The sequence below is a fragment of the Pseudomonas sp. NPDC098747 genome (assembly GCF_044760045.1).
In the GTDB taxonomy this organism is placed as follows: Bacteria; Pseudomonadota; Gammaproteobacteria; order Pseudomonadales; family Pseudomonadaceae; genus Aquipseudomonas.
This window is the reverse complement of the sequence record NZ_JBIWAL010000020.1, coordinates 61,342-77,513: the sequence shown is the minus strand read 5'-3', so window position 1 is coordinate 77,513 and position 16,172 is coordinate 61,342. Positions and strand designations below refer to the sequence as shown.

Annotated in this window: 13 protein-coding genes; 10 read left to right on the top strand and 3 right to left on the bottom strand. The window is 59.5% G+C overall.

The features are described 5' to 3' along the window. Positions 1 to 75: 75 nt before the first annotated feature. The 3 genes from ACIQVE_RS14740 to gap all read right to left on the bottom strand — a co-directional run bounded on the left by ACIQVE_RS14740 (position 76) and on the right by gap (position 2,887). Positions 76 to 1,041 carry a FecR family protein gene (locus ACIQVE_RS14740; RefSeq protein WP_402809450.1) on the bottom strand — a complete coding sequence of 322 codons (966 nt, stop codon included), beginning with the start codon at positions 1,039 to 1,041 and terminating at the stop codon, positions 76 to 78. A gap of 124 nt (positions 1,042 to 1,165) precedes the next feature. Beyond that, positions 1,166 to 1,684 (bottom strand): RNA polymerase sigma factor, encoded by a 519-nt coding sequence (locus ACIQVE_RS14735; RefSeq protein ID WP_402809447.1) that lies wholly within the window; start codon positions 1,682 to 1,684, stop codon positions 1,166 to 1,168. Between the two features lie 201 nt (positions 1,685 to 1,885). After that, positions 1,886 to 2,887, bottom strand: a complete 1,002-nt coding sequence (gene gap / locus ACIQVE_RS14730; RefSeq protein ID WP_103303983.1) for a type I glyceraldehyde-3-phosphate dehydrogenase — start codon at positions 2,885 to 2,887, stop codon at positions 1,886 to 1,888. A 220-nt stretch (positions 2,888 to 3,107) separates the two neighbouring features. On the opposite strand from gap, the gene edd reads away from it, so the two are divergent. From edd to ACIQVE_RS14680, 10 genes are all read left to right on the top strand, one after another. After that, positions 3,108 to 4,934: a phosphogluconate dehydratase gene (gene edd / locus ACIQVE_RS14725; protein ID WP_402809444.1), complete on the top strand. Its 1,827-nt coding sequence runs from the start codon at positions 3,108 to 3,110 to the stop codon at positions 4,932 to 4,934. Then, a complete protein-coding gene (locus ACIQVE_RS14720; protein ID WP_402809441.1) occupies positions 4,931 to 5,881 on the top strand; it encodes a glucokinase in 951 nt (316 codons plus the stop codon). Before edd ends, ACIQVE_RS14720 begins: the two co-directional genes overlap by 4 nt. A gap of 166 nt (positions 5,882 to 6,047) precedes the next feature. Continuing rightward, complete coding sequence (locus ACIQVE_RS14715) at positions 6,048 to 6,779, top strand: response regulator (RefSeq protein ID WP_042560610.1); 732 nt, start codon at positions 6,048 to 6,050, stop codon at positions 6,777 to 6,779. Further along, the gene (locus ACIQVE_RS14710) at positions 6,769 to 8,238 is read left to right on the top strand and encodes an ATP-binding protein (protein WP_402809437.1); all 1,470 of its coding nucleotides are present in this window, start codon (positions 6,769 to 6,771) and stop codon (positions 8,236 to 8,238) included. Before ACIQVE_RS14715 ends, ACIQVE_RS14710 begins: the two co-directional genes overlap by 11 nt. 320 nt (positions 8,239 to 8,558) lie before the next feature. Then, on the top strand, positions 8,559 to 9,818 hold the full coding sequence (locus tag ACIQVE_RS14705; RefSeq protein ID WP_402809435.1) for an AGE family epimerase/isomerase: 1,260 nt from the start codon (positions 8,559 to 8,561) through the stop codon (positions 9,816 to 9,818). A 119-nt stretch (positions 9,819 to 9,937) separates the two neighbouring features. Continuing rightward, complete coding sequence (locus tag ACIQVE_RS14700; RefSeq protein WP_402809433.1) at positions 9,938 to 11,239, top strand: ABC transporter substrate-binding protein; 1,302 nt, start codon at positions 9,938 to 9,940, stop codon at positions 11,237 to 11,239. 213 nt (positions 11,240 to 11,452) lie between these two features. Further along, positions 11,453 to 12,361, top strand: coding sequence for a carbohydrate ABC transporter permease (locus ACIQVE_RS14695; protein ID WP_186550610.1), 909 nt, complete (start codon positions 11,453 to 11,455; stop codon positions 12,359 to 12,361). Then, the gene (locus tag ACIQVE_RS14690; RefSeq protein WP_150616137.1) at positions 12,354 to 13,199 is read left to right on the top strand and encodes a carbohydrate ABC transporter permease; all 846 of its coding nucleotides are present in this window, start codon (positions 12,354 to 12,356) and stop codon (positions 13,197 to 13,199) included. Before ACIQVE_RS14695 ends, ACIQVE_RS14690 begins: the two co-directional genes overlap by 8 nt. A gap of 2 nt (positions 13,200 to 13,201) precedes the next feature. Further along, positions 13,202 to 14,362: an ABC transporter ATP-binding protein gene (locus tag ACIQVE_RS14685; RefSeq protein ID WP_402809429.1), complete on the top strand. Its 1,161-nt coding sequence runs from the start codon at positions 13,202 to 13,204 to the stop codon at positions 14,360 to 14,362. A 192-nt stretch (positions 14,363 to 14,554) separates the two neighbouring features. Next, the gene (locus tag ACIQVE_RS14680) at positions 14,555 to 15,904 is read left to right on the top strand and encodes a carbohydrate porin (RefSeq protein ID WP_402809426.1); all 1,350 of its coding nucleotides are present in this window, start codon (positions 14,555 to 14,557) and stop codon (positions 15,902 to 15,904) included. The last annotated feature ends 268 nt before the right edge of the window (positions 15,905 to 16,172 follow it).

Genomic DNA, 16,172 nt, shown 5'->3' with positions numbered 1-16,172 from the left:
CCGAGGATGCGAATCAATTGCATTGGCTATAACTAGACGAACGCGCTCACGCTATCGAGTAAAAATAATTCTCATTTAGTTCAAAATGACCAGCGCCGGAAATTCCTGCAGCCGCGCCGAGGTGATGTGGGCCAGGGAACGCACCACGTCGAGCGGCTGATCGAGGCGGTAATTGCCAGTCACGGCAACGCCGGCCAACTGCTCGTTGGTGTTGATGATCCAGCCCGGATAGTAACGGCGCAATTCGGCCAGCACCTGATTCAGCGGGCAGTTCTCAAACACCAGTCGACCTTGCACCCAGGCCAGATCGGTGGCCGCGTCGAGTTTGGCCGGACTGTCGAAACCGTTGGGGCCGATGCGGATACTTTCCCCGGCAGACAGGCGCACCCGCGCATCATTATGGGTGGCGCGTAAATCGACATCACCACGCTGCACGTTGACCTGCGCGACACCGTCTAGATAGCGCACGGCGAACGCAGTGTCGCGCACGCTGGCCTTGACCGGCCCGGCGTCGATTTCCAGCGGTTTATTGCGATTGGCTGCGACCTCGAAAAACGCTTCGCCCTGATACAACCGCGCGACGCGCTGCTGATCGTTGATCGTGCTGGAAAACGCTGAATTGGTGTTGAGCAGGACTTGCGAACCGTCCTCCAGTTGCAGGCGCTGACGTTCGCCGACCACGGTCAGGTGATCGGCCTGCAAACGCATCGGCAGGTTGCTGAAACTGAACAGACCGAGCACCAGCACGGCGGCGGTGGCCAGTGGTTTCCAGTGTGGACGCAAGCGGTTGAGGAAGCTGACTTTTGCAGGTCTCAAAGCGAGGTTTTGCGCGCACTGGGCGATTTGCGGGCCGTCCCAGATTGCTTGCGCCTTGGCGAACGCTTGGGCATTCAACGGATCTGCCGCCAGCCAGGCTTGGAACTGCCGGGTCTGCTCCTCGTCCGGGCTGCCGAGCACGATGAGCCAGTCCAGGGCCTGGTCCATTGCCAGTGCGGCAGCCTGCGCCGATGAGGGCGAAGGCGAGCGATGGGTGTCCGTCACGGTGTTTCCTCGGCAGTGTCTGTGCACGGCTGTTTTTTTAATGAAGCGTAAAAGTCGGGCAAGGGTAACAAAGCCCGATGATCAGTGCAGTCGATCCTGAGCCCTGCATAAATGCGCTACAGGTTTAGTCGCCATTCAAGCGTTCGGCAACGCCGATGCAAATGCTCATGATCAGTTTGAGTTCTTTCTGCACGGTGCTGAGTGACACGCTCAGCTCTTCGGCGATTTCCTGATAACTGTGCCCGTGCAAGCGGCTGAGGATGAAGATCTGCTGCTGGCGCGGGCTGAGTTGACTGAGACTCACGTTCAAGCGTTCCAGCATCTGTTCGGCGTGGGCGGCGTCTTCGGCGCTGCTGACGGGGGCGGCGATGCTGTGCACGACATTTTGCGGCACGTCATCGACCATGGTTCGCGAATGAATCTTGCGCGCACGCAGATGATCGAGCGCCAGATTGCGCGCGGTCTGGAAGACAAAGGGTTCGAGATGATCGATGGCCCGCTCGCTCAGCGCCCGAGTCACGCGCAGGTAGGTCTCCTGCAACAGGTCTTCAGCGGTGCTGTGATTGTTGACCATCCGTTCCAGCGTTCGTAGCAAAGACGTGCGCTGGGTAAGGAAGACGTGGTTGAAGCGCGATTGACTCACGGGAGGACCTGATCCATTTCAAGCGAATGATAATGCTTATCATCTAGCTGAATGGTCAAGCGTTGATTTCAAATTGAAATACTTGACCTTGTGGGAGCTGGCTTGCCAGCGATGGCGGTGGGCCAGGCAATATCCATTTTGGATGTGCCGACCTCATCGCTGGCAAGCCAGCTCCCACAGGGATCAGGGGCAGGGCGGGAATTACTCGGCGTTACACAGCGCCAGGCAGTTATCCAGCATGCGGTTGGAGAAGCCCCATTCGTTGTCGTACCAGGCCAGCACTTTCAGCAGTTTGCCGCTGGACTTGGTGTGGTTGGCGTCGAAGATCGACGACAGCGGGTTGTGGTTGAAGTCGCTGGAGACCAACGGCAACGTGTTGTAACCAAGAATTTTCGAGTGCTGGCTCGCCGCTTTCAGCAGAGCGTTGACTTCTTCGGCAGTGGCTTCTTTCTTCAACTGAACGGTCAGATCCACCAGCGACACGTTGATCACCGGCACGCGCACGGCCATGCCGGTCAGTTTGCCCGCCAGTTCCGGCAGTACCAGGCCCACCGCTTCAGCGGCACCGGTCTTGCTCGGGATCATGTTCTGCGTGGCCGAACGCGCGCGGTACGGGTCGGTGTGGTAGACGTCGGTCAGATTCTGGTCGTTGGTGTACGCATGGATCGTGGTCATCAAACCGCTTTCGATGCCCAGCTCGCGGTGCAGCACTTGCGCGACCGGCGCCAGGCAGTTGGTGGTGCACGAAGCATTGGAGATGATCTGGTGCGACTGACGCAGAATGTCGTGGTTCACACCGTAAACGACGGTGGCATCGGCACCTTTGGCCGGGGCCGAGATGATCACTTTGCGGGCGCCGGCAGTAATATGCGCGGCGGCTTTGGCACGGTCAGTAAACAAACCGGTGCATTCGAAGACCACATCGATTTTTTCCGCAGCCCATGGCAGCTCGGCCGGGTTGCGAATGGCGCTGACCGAAATGCGGTCGCCGTTGACGGTCAGGCTTTCGTTGTCATGCGCCACTTCGGCGTCGAACGTGCCATGAACGGTGTCGTATTTGAGCAGATGCGCGTTGATCGAGCTGTCGCCCAGATCGTTGATGGCAACAATCTGCAGATCCTGTCGATAGCCTTGGGTATACAGTGCGCGCAGGACATTACGGCCGATGCGGCCAAAACCATTGATTGCGATTCGAAGAGTCATGGAACAGCGCCGCCGTCGTTTTGTTGTTGGAATTACAAGATTATTCGCATAAAAATAGAAAACAAGCCTTTTTAGTGGCAATATTTTGTTTTATCTACAACGAGTGACCTGAATCAACTGGTCCGAATGATCAAGAAAACCGTCCGTCATCCCGAATGCGCGGGCCCTTGATCAGCATAGACAATCAGGTCGCCATATCCGTTAGCCTGGAGTTCTACACATGCATCCCCGCGTCCTTGAGGTCACCGAACGGCTTATCGCCCGCAGCCGCGCCACACGTCAGGCTTACCTTGCGCTGATTCGCGGCGCTGCAACTGACGGCCCGATGCGCGGCAAGCTGCAATGCGCCAACTTCGCCCACGGTGTGGCCGGGTGCGGCACTGAAGACAAGCACAGCCTGCGGATGATGAACTCGGCGAACATCGCCATTGTTTCTTCGTATAACGACATGCTCTCGGCGCACCAGCCGTACGAAGTTTTCCCTGCGCAAATCAAAAACGCCCTGCGCGAAATCGGTTCGGTCGGCCAGTTCGCTGGCGGCACTCCGGCGATGTGTGATGGCGTGACCCAAGGCGAGCCGGGCATGGAGCTGAGCCTGCCGAGCCGCGAAGTGATCGCGATGTCCACAGCGGTGGCGTTGTCCCACAACATGTTCGACGGCGCGCTGATGCTCGGCATCTGCGACAAGATCGTGCCGGGCCTGATGATGGGCTCCCTGCGTTTCGGTCACCTGCCGACAATCTTTGTGCCGGGCGGGCCGATGGTCTCGGGCATTTCCAACAAGGAAAAAGCCGACGTTCGACAGAAGTACGCCGAAGGCAAAGCCACCCGCGAAGAGCTGCTGGAATCGGAGATGAAGTCCTACCACAGCCCGGGCACCTGCACTTTCTACGGCACCGCCAACACTAACCAATTGCTGATGGAAGTCATGGGCCTGCACTTGCCGGGCGCCTCTTTCGTCAACCCGAACACGCCACTGCGTGACGCCCTGACCCGCGAAGCCGCGCATCAAGTCACGCGCCTGACCAAGCAGAACGGCAACTTCATGCCAATCGGCGAAATCGTCGACGAGAAGTCGTTGGTCAACTCGATCGTCGCGCTGCACGCCACCGGCGGTTCGACCAACCACACCCTGCACATGCCGGCCATCGCCATGGCCGCGGGCATCCAACTGACCTGGCAGGACATGGCCGACCTCTCCGAAGTCGTCCCGACCCTGAGCCACGTCTATCCGAACGGCAAGGCTGACATCAACCACTTCCAGGCAGCGGGCGGCATGTCGTTCCTGATCCGCGAACTGCTGGGTGCCGGCCTGCTGCACGAAGACGTCAACACCGTGCTCGGCCACGGCTTGAGCAAGTACACCAAAGAACCGTTCCTCGATAACGGTCAATTGGTATGGCGTGAAGGCCCGGTCGACAGCCTCGACGAAAATATTCTGCGTCCAGTGGCGCGCGCGTTCTCGCCGGAGGGTGGTCTGCGCGTGATGGAAGGCAACCTCGGTCGCGGTGTGATGAAGGTGTCCGCCGTGGCGCTGGAAAACCAGATCGTCGAAGCGCCGGCCATGGTGTTCCAGGATCAACAGGATCTGGCCGATGCGTTCAAGGCCGGTTTGCTGGAGAAGGATTTCGTCGCCGTGATGCGCTTCCAGGGTCCGCGCTCCAACGGCATGCCGGAGCTGCACAAGATGACGCCGTTCCTTGGCGTGCTGCAGGATCGCGGCTTCAAAGTGGCGTTGGTGACTGACGGGCGCATGTCCGGTGCCTCGGGGAAAATCCCGGCGGCGATCCACGTCAGCCCGGAAGCTTATGTCGGTGGTGCTTTGGCTCGCGTGCAAGAGGGCGATATCATCCGCGTCGATGGCGTCAAAGGCACTTTGGAACTTAAAGTGGACGCCGACGAATTTGCAGCGCGCGAACCCGCCAAAGGCCTGTTGGGCAACAACATCGGCAGCGGTCGCGAACTGTTCGGTTTCATGCGCGTGGCCTTCAGCTCGGCGGAGCAGGGCGCCAGCGCCTTCACTTCTGCCCTGGAGACGCTTAATTGAAACTGGCTTTGGTCGGTGACATCGGAGGCACCAACGCACGTTTCGCGTTGTGGAAAAACCAGCAACTGGAATCGATTCAAGTGTTGGCCACGGCCGACCATGCCAGCCCGGAAGAGGCCATCAGCCTCTACCTGAGCGGGCTCGGTCTGGCGCCGGGCGCCATCGGTTCGGTGTGCCTGTCGGTGGCCGGCCCGGTCAGTGGCGATGAATTCAAGTTCACCAACAACCACTGGCGCCTGAGTCGCAAAACCTTCTGCCAGACCTTGCAGGTCGAGCAGTTGCTGCTGGTCAACGACTTTTCGGCGATGGCGTTGGGCATGACCCGTTTGCAGCCAGGCGAATTCCGCGTGGTCTGCGAAGGCACGCCGGAGCCGTTGCGTCCCGCAGTGGTGATTGGCCCCGGCACTGGCCTTGGCGTCGGTACTTTGCTTGATCTCGGTGAAGGTCGTTTTGCGGCATTGCCGGGCGAGGGTGGTCACGTTGATCTGCCGCTGAGCAGCCCGCGTGAAACGCAGCTCTGGCAGCACATCCACAACGAGATCGGCCATGTCAGCGCGGAGACTGCTTTGAGCGGCGGTGGCTTGCCGCGTGTCTACCGGGCGATTTGTGCGGTGGATGGCCATGAGCCGACACTCGAAACGCCGGAAGCAATTACGGCCGCTGGCCTTGCAGGCGATCCGATTGCGCTGGAAGTGCTGGAGCAGTTCTGCTGCTGGCTCGGCCGCGTGGCGGGTAACAACGTGCTGACCACGGGCGCCCGGGGTGGGGTGTTTATCGTCGGTGGGGTGATTCCGCGCTTTGCCGACTTCTTCGTTGAAAGTGGTTTTGCCCGCAGTTTTGCCGACAAGGGCTGTATGAGCGATTACTTCAAAGGCATTCCGGTGTGGCTGGTGACGGCGCCGTATTCCGGGCTTGTTGGCGCCGGCGTGGCGCTGGATCAGGCCTGAAACCGGGTCGACTTCATCGCTGGCAAGCCAGCTCCCACAGGTTTTGTGAACGACACAGATCTTTGTGGGAGCTGGCTTGCCAGCGATGGGGCCAGAACAGACAACAAATTTTCAAGGTTCATCAGGCATAATCCGCCCCAATTCCAACAACAAGGATGCCTTCGAAGTGAGCTCAGTCAACAAGTCGATATTGTTGGTCGATGACGACCAGGAAATACGCGAGTTGCTGGAAACCTACCTGACCCGCGCCGGGTTCCAGGTTCGGGCCACCGCCGATGGCGCCAGTTTCCGTCAGGCCCTCAACGAGGCGCCGAGCGATCTGGTGATCCTCGATGTCATGCTGCCCGACGAAGACGGTTTCAGCCTCTGCCGCTGGGTGCGTCAACATCCGCGTCAGGCGCAGGTGCCGATCATCATGCTCACTGCCAGTTCCGACGAAGCCGACCGGGTCATCGGTCTGGAACTCGGCGCCGACGATTATCTCGGCAAACCCTTCAGCCCCCGCGAACTGCAAGCGCGCATCAAAGCGCTGCTGCGCCGCGCGCAATTCGGTCAGGAACGCAGCGGCAGTGAAGTGCTGGCGTTCGACGACTGGCGACTGGACATGGTCAGTCATCGCCTGTTTCACACCGATGGCGAAGAAGTGATTCTGTCCGGCGCCGACTTTGCCTTGTTGAAACTGTTCCTCGATCACCCGCAGGAAATTCTCGACCGCGACACCATCGGCAACGCCACCCGTGGCCGCGACCTGATGCCGCTCGATCGCATTGTCGACATGGCCGTCAGCCGCTTGCGCCAACGTCTGCGTGATACGGAAAAGCCGCCACGGCTGATTCGCACGGTACGCGGCAGCGGCTATCAACTGGCAGCCAACGTGGTTGCCGGCAATGGCCACTGAGTCTCTGCGCAAACTTGCCGCCAGGGTGCCGGTACCGCGTTCGCTGCTGGGGCGGATGTTGCTGCTGACCTTGCTCGCGGTGCTGTTCGCGCAGACATTGTCGAGTGTGATCTGGGTCTCGCAACTGCGCGCAACGCAGCTTGAAGGTCTGGTCACCAGCGCGCGCAGCCTTGCCCATTCGATGACTGCCAGCGTCAGTTATTTTCGTTCGTTGCCGGTGGCCTATCGGCCGCTGGTGCTTGATCAGTTGCGCAGCATGGGCGGCACGCGGTTTGTGGTGACGCTCAACGACAAGCCGCTGGGCATGGACGTGCTGCCGGTCACCCCGCGTAAAGCTGCGGTGATGAAAGCGGTCGACGAAGTGCTGCGCCAGTCCCTCGGTCACGACACCGACATCTCGGTGACCTTCGTCAGCCCCGAGGATCTGCGGATCTTCAATGCGGGGCTGAAACTCGATGAATTGCCGCGCTCCTGGGCGCACTACGCGCTGACCCTTGAGCCGGTGAATCCGCCCGTGCTGGTCACGCAAATTCAAATGGCGCCGGGCGAGTGGCTGTACATCGCCTCGCTGTTGCCCGAGCCCTACACCAGTCTTGAAGAGCAAGGCCTGCCGTCGCAGCAGGTGTGGTTCATCGTCCTCACCAGCGGATTTCTGCTGCTGTTCATCGGCGTATTGGTGCACTGGCAGAGCCGGCCGCTCAAGCGCCTGGCGCGGGCGGCGCGGGATCTGTCGCTGGGTGCTGACGTCGAACCGGTGGCGGAGGGCGGTGGCAGTGAAGTGGTCGAGGTGGGCCGCGCGTTCAACACCATGCGCGAACGCATCAGCCGCTATCTGACCGAGCGCAGCCAGTTGTTCAGCGCGATTTCCCATGACCTGCGCACGCCGATCACCCGCTTGCGTTTGCGCGTCGAACTGCTTGAAGACGAACAGCTGCAAATCAAGTTCGGCCGCGATCTGGATGAGTTGGAGCTGCTGGTCAAAGGCGCGTTGCAATGCGTGAAAGACACCGACATCCACGAAAACATCGAACCGGTCGACCTCAACCATGTGCTCGATTGTCTGGTGGAGCCGTATCTGGCGCCTAACGGCAATGGTCGCGTGACCCAGCATGGGCGGGCGCTGGCGGCATATTCGGGTAAGCCTTTGGCTTTGAAACGGTGCATCGGCAATCTGATCGACAATGCGTTGAAGTATGGGCAGAACGCGCATTTGCATATTGATGACGATGAGAGCGCGTTTGTCCTGCATGTCGATGATGAAGGTCCGGGCGTGCCGGAGCAGCGGCTGGAGCAGGTGTTCGAGCCGCACTTTCGGTTGGCGGGGCAGCAGCAGGGGTATGGGCTCGGCCTCGGGATTGCTCGGAATATTGCCCATAGTCATGGAGGGGAAGTGACGTTGCAGAATTTGCGTGAGGGTGGGTTGCGGGTGACGTTGCAGTTGCCGCGTTCGGTGGATTGAAGATCAAAAGAGCCCCTCACCCTAGCCCTCTCCCGGAGGGAGAGGGGACTGATTGGGGGATGTTGGAGAGTTAAACCGACCTGAACTATTTGCTCTGAATCCATAATCGACTCAGCGTTTCAGGTTGACGGATAGCTCAAGACACCTCGGTCGGCCCCCTCTCCCTCCGGGAGAGGGCTGGGCGGGCGGCGTTCCGATGAGGGTGCTTTTTGCGCTGTGAATTGTCACGGCTCGGTGACAAAACTTGCCCCCTTCGTTACAAGCCCACCCCGGCCCGTTGTTTAGACTCCCCGCAGTCATAACAACAAAAAAGGCCTCCCATGGATCACTTCGACCCCGGCTTCAGCAGCTGGCTCAATGCCCCCGCGCACCAGCAATGGCTCGCCGCCGAAGGCCTGCGTTTGCTGGATTTCGCCAAGGCGTCACGACTGCCCGAAGGCTTCGGCAACCTCGACGAGCGCGGCCAGTTGCCTGCGAACGCACAAGCCGAAACCATGAGCACCGCGCGCATGACCCACAGCTTCGCCATGGCCCATATTCAGGGTTTGCCGGGGTTTGCCGAGCTGGTCGATCACGGCATTGCCGCCCTGCGCGGGCCGCTGCGCGATGCGCTGCACGGTGGCTGGTTTGCAGTGGCCGAGCATCGCGATGACAACACCGGCAAGAACGCTTACTTGCACGCCTTCGTCGCACTGGCGGCGAGTTCTGCGGTGGTCGCAAAGCGTCCCGGCGCCCAAGCGTTGCTGGATGACGCGATCGACATCATCGACACGTATTTCTGGAGCGAAGAAGAAGGCGCCATGCGCGAATTCTTCAACCGCGACTGGAGCGAAGAGGAAGCCTATCGCGGTGCCAACAGCAACATGCACGCGACCGAAGCGTTTCTCGCCCTGGCCGATGTCACCGAAGATCCGCGCTGGCTGGTACGCGCCCAGCGCATCGTCGAGCGCGTGATTCACGGCCACGCTGCTGCCAATGATTATCTGGTGATCGAGCACTTCGATCGCGACTGGCAACCGCTGCGCGAGTACAACCATGACAATCCTGCCGACGGCTTCCGCCCTTACGGCACTACGCCGGGCCACGGTTTCGAGTGGGCGCGGCTGTTGCTGCACCTCGAAGCGGCGCGAGTGCAGGCCGGCATGCTCACCCCCGGCTGGCTCGCCACCGACGCGCAGAAACTCTTCGACCACAACTGCCGTTACGGTTGGGACGTCGATGGCGCGCCGGGCATCGTGTACACCCTCGACTGGAACAACAAAGCCGTGGTCCGCCATCGCTTGCACTGGACGCATGCCGAGGCCAGCGCTGCGGCCAGCACTTTGCTCAAACGCACCGGTGATGCGCAATACGAAACCTGGTATCGCCTGTTCTGGGATTTTTGCGATGTGAATTTTATCGACCGCTGCGACGGCAGTTGGCATCACGAGCTCAACCCGCAAAACATTCCAAGTGCCGATATCTGGGCGGGCAAACCCGATCTGTATCACGCCTGGCAAGCCGTGCTTATTCCGCGTCTACCCTTGGCACCGAGTATGGCCACTGCCTTGGCGCAGCTGTCCCAGAGCATTCCTGTGTAACCATGTGGTGACATTCGCGCGTCCCTTCGTTACCTGCGAGGGGAATCGCCCTGTTTAAACTCCTGTGCAGCGCAAGCACCAGACTTGCAACGCATAACAACAAGAAAGGTACATCTCAGATGAATGCGATTTCTCGCCTCGCTACTGTCATTTCTGTCGCCTCCCTGTTCCCGCTCGCAATTCTGCCTCTCAGTGTTTCCGCTGCCGAATCCAAAGGTTCGGTCGAAGTCGTGCACTGGTGGACGTCCGGTGGCGAAAAAGCCGCCGTTGATGTGCTCAAGGCCCAAGTCGAAAAAGACGGTTTCACCTGGAAAGACGGCGCAGTCGCAGGTGGTGGCGGTGCGACTGCCATGACTGTGCTGAAAAGCCGTGCTGTTGCCGGCAACCCGCCAGGCGTTGCCCAGATCAAAGGCCCGGACATCCAGGAATGGGCGTCGACCGGCCTGCTCGACACCGACGTTCTGAAAGACGTTGCCAAGTCGGAAAAGTGGGACAGCCTGCTCGACAAGAAAGTCTCCGATACCGTGAAGTACGACGGTGATTACGTGGCCGTGCCGGTGAACATTCACCGTGTGAACTGGCTGTGGATCAACCCGGAAGTCTTCAAGAAAGCCGGTATCGAAAAAGCCCCGACCACCCTCGAAGAATTCTACGCCGCTGGCGACAAGCTCAAGGCTGCGGGCCTCATCCCGTTGGCTCACGGCGGTCAGCCTTGGCAAGACAGCACCGTGTTCGAAGCCATTGTGCTGTCGGTCATGGGTGTTGATGGCTACAAGAAAGCCCTGGTCGATCTGGACAACTCCGCGCTGACTGGCCCGGAAATGGTCAAGGCCCTGACCGAGTTGAAGAAAGTCGCGACCTATATGGACGCCGACGGCAAAGGTCAGGACTGGAACCTGGAAGCGGCCAAGGTTATCAACGGCAAGGCCGGCATGCAGATCATGGGTGACTGGGCCAAGTCCGAATGGACCGCCGCCAAGAAGATCGCCGGCAAGGATTACCAGTGCGTAGCCTTCCCGGGCACCGACAAGGCGTTCACCTACAACATCGACTCGCTGGCCGTGTTCAAGCAGAAAGACGCGGGCACCGCGGCTGGTCAGCAAGACATCGCCAAAGTTGTGCTGGGTGAGAATTTCCAGAAAGTCTTCAGCATCAACAAAGGCTCGATCCCGGTACGAATCGACATGTTGAACGACATGGAGAAACTCGGTTTCGACTCCTGCGCCCAGACTGCTGCCAAAGACTTCCTCGCGGACGCCAAGTCCGGCGGCCTGCAGCCGAGCATGGCGCACAACATGGCGACCACGCTGGCCGTGCAAGGCGCGTTCTTTGACGTAGTAACCAACTACATCAACGACCCGAAAGCCGACCCGGCCGACACCGCCAAGAAACTCGGCGCGGCGATCAAGTCGGCCAAGTAATGCTTGGACCCTGTAGGAGCGAGCTTTTGTGGTGAGGGGATTCACCCCGTTGGGTTGCGCAGCGACCCCAGAAAGTTGCAGCGGCGGAGTATCAGAAACACCGCATGCAATGGTTTTGCGACTGCTTCGCAGCCGAACGGGGATGAATCCCCTCGCCACAGGGCTCACTCCTACAAGGGTATGCCTTCGTAAACCATTATTCTGGATTTCCCCATGAGTTCTGTTGCTGTGTTCAGCAAGGCCTCGCCGTTCGATGCATTGCAACGCTGGCTGCCCAAACTGGTGCTGGCGCCGAGCATGTTCATCGTTCTGGTGGGCTTCTATGGCTACATCCTGTGGACGTTCGTTCTGTCGTTCACCACCTCGACATTCCTGCCCAACTACAAATGGGCCGGTCTGGCGCAATACGCGCGGTTGTTCGACAACGATCGCTGGTGGGTCGCGAGCAAGAACCTCGCGGTATTCGGCGGCATGTTCATCGGCATCACCTTGGTGATCGGTGTGTTGCTGGCGGTGTTCCTCGACCAGCGCATTCGTCGCGAAGGCTTTATCCGCACCATTTACCTCTACCCGATGGCACTCTCGATGATCGTCACCGGTACCGCGTGGAAATGGCTGCTCAACCCGGGCATGGGCCTGGACAAATTGTTGCGTGACTGGGGCTGGGAAGGCTTCCGTCTCGACTGGCTGATCGACCCGGATCGCGTGGTGTATTGCCTGGTGATCGCCGCTGTGTGGCAAGCCTCGGGCTTCATCATGGCGATGTTTCTGGCTGGCCTGCGCGGGGTTGATCAATCGATCATCCGTGCTGCGCAGATTGATGGCGCGAGCATGCCGCGCATCTATTGGAAAGTCGTGCTGCCAAGCCTGCGTCCGGTGTTCTTCAGTGCCGTGATGATCCTGGCGCACATTGCGATCAAGAGCTTCGACCTGGTTGCGGCAATGACGGCGGGTGGTCCGGGTTACTCCTCCGACTTGCCTGCGATGTTCATGTATTCCTTCACCTTCAGTCGCGGGCAGATGGGCATGGGCTCGGCCAGTGCGATTCTGATGCTCGGTGCGATTCTCGCGATCATCGTGCCTTACCTGTACTCCGAGCTGAGGACCAAGCGTAATGACTAGTCTCGCTGCCAAATCCCCTATCAGCCTGAGTCGCATCGCGATTTACGCGGTGCTGATCCTCGCGGTGTTCCTGTATCTGGTGCCGCTGGTGGTCATGCTGCTGACCAGCTTCAAGACCCCGGAAGACATCGGCACCGGCAACCTGCTGAGCTGGCCGACGGTGGTCACCGGTATCGGCTGGGTGAAAGCCTGGGCCACCGTCGACGGCTACTTCTGGAACTCGATCAAGATCACCGTTCCAGCCGTCATCATCTCCACTGCCATCGGTGCGTTGAACGGTTATGTGCTGTCGTTCTGGCGCTTCCGCGGTTCGCAACTGTTCTTCGGTCTGCTGCTGTTTGGCTGCTTCCTGCCGTTCCAGACCGTGCTGCTGCCGGCCTCGTTCACCCTCGGCAAAATGGGCCTGGCGAGCACCACCACCGGCCTGGTGTTCATCCACGTGGTTTACGGGCTGGCGTTCACCACGCTGTTTTTCCGTAACTACTACGTGAGCATTCCCGACGCGTTGGTAAAAGCCGCACGCCTCGATGGCGCAGGTTTCTTCACCATTTTCCGGCGGATCATTCTGCCGATGTCGACGCCGATCATCATGGTCTGCCTGATCTGGCAGTTCACGCAGATCTGGAACGACTTCCTGTTCGGTGTGGTGTTCTCCAGCGGTGATTCGCAACCGATCACGGTGGCGCTGAACAACCTGGTCAACACCAGCACCGGCGCCAAGGAATACAACGTTGATATGGCAGCGGCGATGATCGCCGGCCTGCCGACCCTGCTGGTCTATGTGGTCGCAGGCAAGTATTTCGTGCGCGGGCTGACGGCCGGCGCGGTCAAGGGGTAATCATGGCAACGCTCGAACTTCGCAACGTAAACAAGACTTATGGCCCCGGCCTGCCGGACACCCTGAAGAACATCGAACTGTCGATCAAGGAAGGTGAGTTCCTGATCCTCGTCGGCCCGTCGGGCTGCGGCAAGTCGACCCTGATGAACTGCATCGCCGGTCTGGAAACCATCACCGGCGGCGCGATCATGATCGGTGATCAAGACGTCAGCGGCATGAGCCCCAAGGATCGCGACATCGCCATGGTGTTCCAGTCCTACGCCTTGTACCCGACCATGAGCGTGCGCGAGAACATCGAGTTCGGTCTGAAGATTCGCAAGATGGCCCAGTCGGCGATCGACGAGGAAGTCGCTCGTGTGGCCAAGCTGTTGCAGATCGAACACTTGCTCAACCGCAAGCCGGGCCAGCTCTCCGGTGGTCAGCAACAGCGTGTGGCGATGGGCCGTGCACTGGCGCGTCGACCGAAGATCTATCTGTTCGACGAACCGCTGTCCAACCTCGACGCCAAGCTGCGCGTCGAGATGCGCACCGAAATGAAACTGATGCACCAGCGCCTGAAAACCACCACGGTCTACGTGACCCACGACCAGATCGAAGCGATGACGCTGGGCGACAAGGTTGCGGTAATGAAGGACGGCATCATTCAGCAGTTCGGCACGCCAAAAGAGATCTACAACGACCCGGCGAACCTGTTCGTGGCGAGCTTCATCGGTTCGCCGCCGATGAACTTCATCCCGCTGCGTCTGCAACGCAAGGACGGTCGTCTGCTGGCGCTGCTCGACAGCGGCCAGGCCCGTTGCGAACTGCCGATGGGCATGCAGGACGCCGGTCTTGAAGACCGCGAAGTGATCCTCGGCCTGCGTCCGGAACAGATCGTTCTGGCGAACGGCGAGGGCAATGGCCTGCCGAGCATTCGCGCTGAAGTGCAGGTCACTGAGCCGACCGGTCCGGACACGCTGGTGTTCGTCAATCTGAATGACACCAAGGTCTGCTGCCGACTGGCGCCAGACGTGGCGCCGCAGGTGGGCGAGAGCCTGACGCTGCAATTCGATCCATCGAAAGTGTTGCTGTTTGATGCCAAGACTGGCGAGCGGTTGGGCGTTGCGGCGCAGCCGAAGACCGAAGCGCACAGCGCCAACGTCGCCCAGTTCAAGGGCCGCTGAAGATCAAAATGTAGGAGTGAGCTTTTGTGGTGAGGGGATTTATCCCCGTTGGGGTGCGCAGCACCCCCAGCTTTTTGGGGCCGCTTCGCGACCCATCGGGGATAAATCCCCTCGCCACAAGGGCTGCTCTCACGGCGATGTAAACCGCGTTAGATAAAAACAGTTAATAACAATAAAGACGAGGATGTAGGGATGAAAATGAAACACGTCAATGCCCGGTTGATCTGCCAAGTGTCAGCTGCGGCAGCACTGGTGCTGGCCGGCAATGCAATGGCGGCGGATGCTTTCAGCTCCGACTCCAAATGGATGACCGGTGACTGGGGCGGCGAGCGGACCAAGCTGATCGAGCAGGGTATCGACATCAAAGCGGACTACGTCGGTGAAATGGGCGCCAACCTGAACGGCGGCTTCAACGACGACAAGACTGCGCGTTACGCCGACCAGTTCGGTCTGGGCGTGGCACTCGATCTGCAAAAGCTGTGGGGCTGGGACAACACTCAGGCCAAGATCCAGCTGACCAACCGTAACGGCTACAACATCTCCAACGACCGTGTGGGCGATCCGCGTGCAGGCACCTTGAGTTCCTCGCAGGAAGTCTACGGCCGTGGCCACATGGTGCGTCTGACCCAATTGTGGATTCAGCACCAGTTCTTCGACAACAAACTCGACGTCAAGGCCGGTTACTTCGGTGAAGGCGAAGACTTCAACACCTTCCCGTGCGAGTTCCAGAACCTGGCGTTCTGCGGTTCGCAAGTGGGTAACTGGGCGACGAACATCTGGTACAACTGGCCCGTCAGCCAGGCCGCGATCCGCGTGAAGTACAACATCAATGATGAGCTCTACGCGCAGATCGGTGCGTACAACCAGAACCCGTCGCAACTGGAGCACGGCAACGGCTTCAAACTCAGCGGCAGCGGCACCAAAGGCACCGTTTTACCGGTTGAACTGGTCTGGTCGCCGAAGGTCAACAGCCTGCCGGGCGAATACCGCGTTGGTTACTACAAGAGCACGGCGGATGCTGATGACGTCCGTGAAGACATCAATGGCTTCGACGCTGCAACCACTGGCGACGCCTACAAGACCCACAGCAGCAAAAGCGGCTACTGGTTCGTGGCACAACAGCAACTCACCAGCCACAACGGTGATGCCTCGCGCGGTCTGAACATCGCGGCCAACGCTACGTTCCACGACAAGGACACCAACTTCATCGACAACTATCAGTCGGTGATGTTTGTCTACAAAGGCCCGTTCGACGCGCGTCCGAAGGATGACGTCGGTATCGGCGCGGCGCGTATCCACGTCAACGATGACGTGAAGAAAAACGCCGAGCTGCTTAACGTTTCCAACGGTGTTTCGGACTACGACAATCCGGTGTTCTCGCCTATTCGTGAAACCGAATACAACTACGAGATCAACTACGGCTTCCACGTCACCAACTGGCTGACCGTGCGTCCCAACCTGCAATACATCACTCACCCGGGCGGTGTGGATGAAGTGGACAACGCTCTGGTCGCCGGCCTGAAAATTCAGTCGGTGTTCTAACGCGTCTGCGATAAGCTCCTCTCTATGTGCGCATATTTGCGGACAGCCAAGGCTGTCCGCTTTTTTTTGTGATACAGGTTTGACGTGTCGGTTGAAGATTTTTTGTGGCTAGTGAGTTTTTTGTGGAGAGGGGATTTATCCCCGTTCGGCTGCGAAGCAGTCGCAAACCCGGAAAACGCGGTCTGACTGATACACCTCAGTGAATGGTTCTGGGGCCGCTTCGCGACCCAACGGGGATAAATCCCCTCGCCACAAAGTGCTATGCAAG

Excerpts from the sequence above, each read along its gene's own strand:
- gap (WP_103303983.1), bottom strand. The coding sequence starts at position 2,887 with ATGACTCTTCGAATCGCAATCAATGGTTTTGGCCGCATCGGCCGTAAT.
- edd (WP_402809444.1), top strand. The coding sequence starts at position 3,108 with ATGCATCCCCGCGTCCTTGAGGTCACCGAACGGCTTATCGCCCGCAGC.
- ACIQVE_RS14710 (WP_402809437.1), top strand. The coding sequence starts at position 6,769 with ATGGCCACTGAGTCTCTGCGCAAACTTGCCGCCAGGGTGCCGGTACCG.
- ACIQVE_RS14705 (WP_402809435.1), top strand. The coding sequence starts at position 8,559 with ATGGATCACTTCGACCCCGGCTTCAGCAGCTGGCTCAATGCCCCCGCG.
- ACIQVE_RS14700 (WP_402809433.1), top strand. The coding sequence starts at position 9,938 with ATGAATGCGATTTCTCGCCTCGCTACTGTCATTTCTGTCGCCTCCCTG.
- ACIQVE_RS14695 (WP_186550610.1), top strand. The coding sequence starts at position 11,453 with ATGAGTTCTGTTGCTGTGTTCAGCAAGGCCTCGCCGTTCGATGCATTG.
- ACIQVE_RS14690 (WP_150616137.1), top strand. The coding sequence starts at position 12,354 with ATGACTAGTCTCGCTGCCAAATCCCCTATCAGCCTGAGTCGCATCGCG.
- ACIQVE_RS14685 (WP_402809429.1), top strand. The coding sequence starts at position 13,202 with ATGGCAACGCTCGAACTTCGCAACGTAAACAAGACTTATGGCCCCGGC.
- ACIQVE_RS14680 (WP_402809426.1), top strand. The coding sequence starts at position 14,555 with ATGAAAATGAAACACGTCAATGCCCGGTTGATCTGCCAAGTGTCAGCT.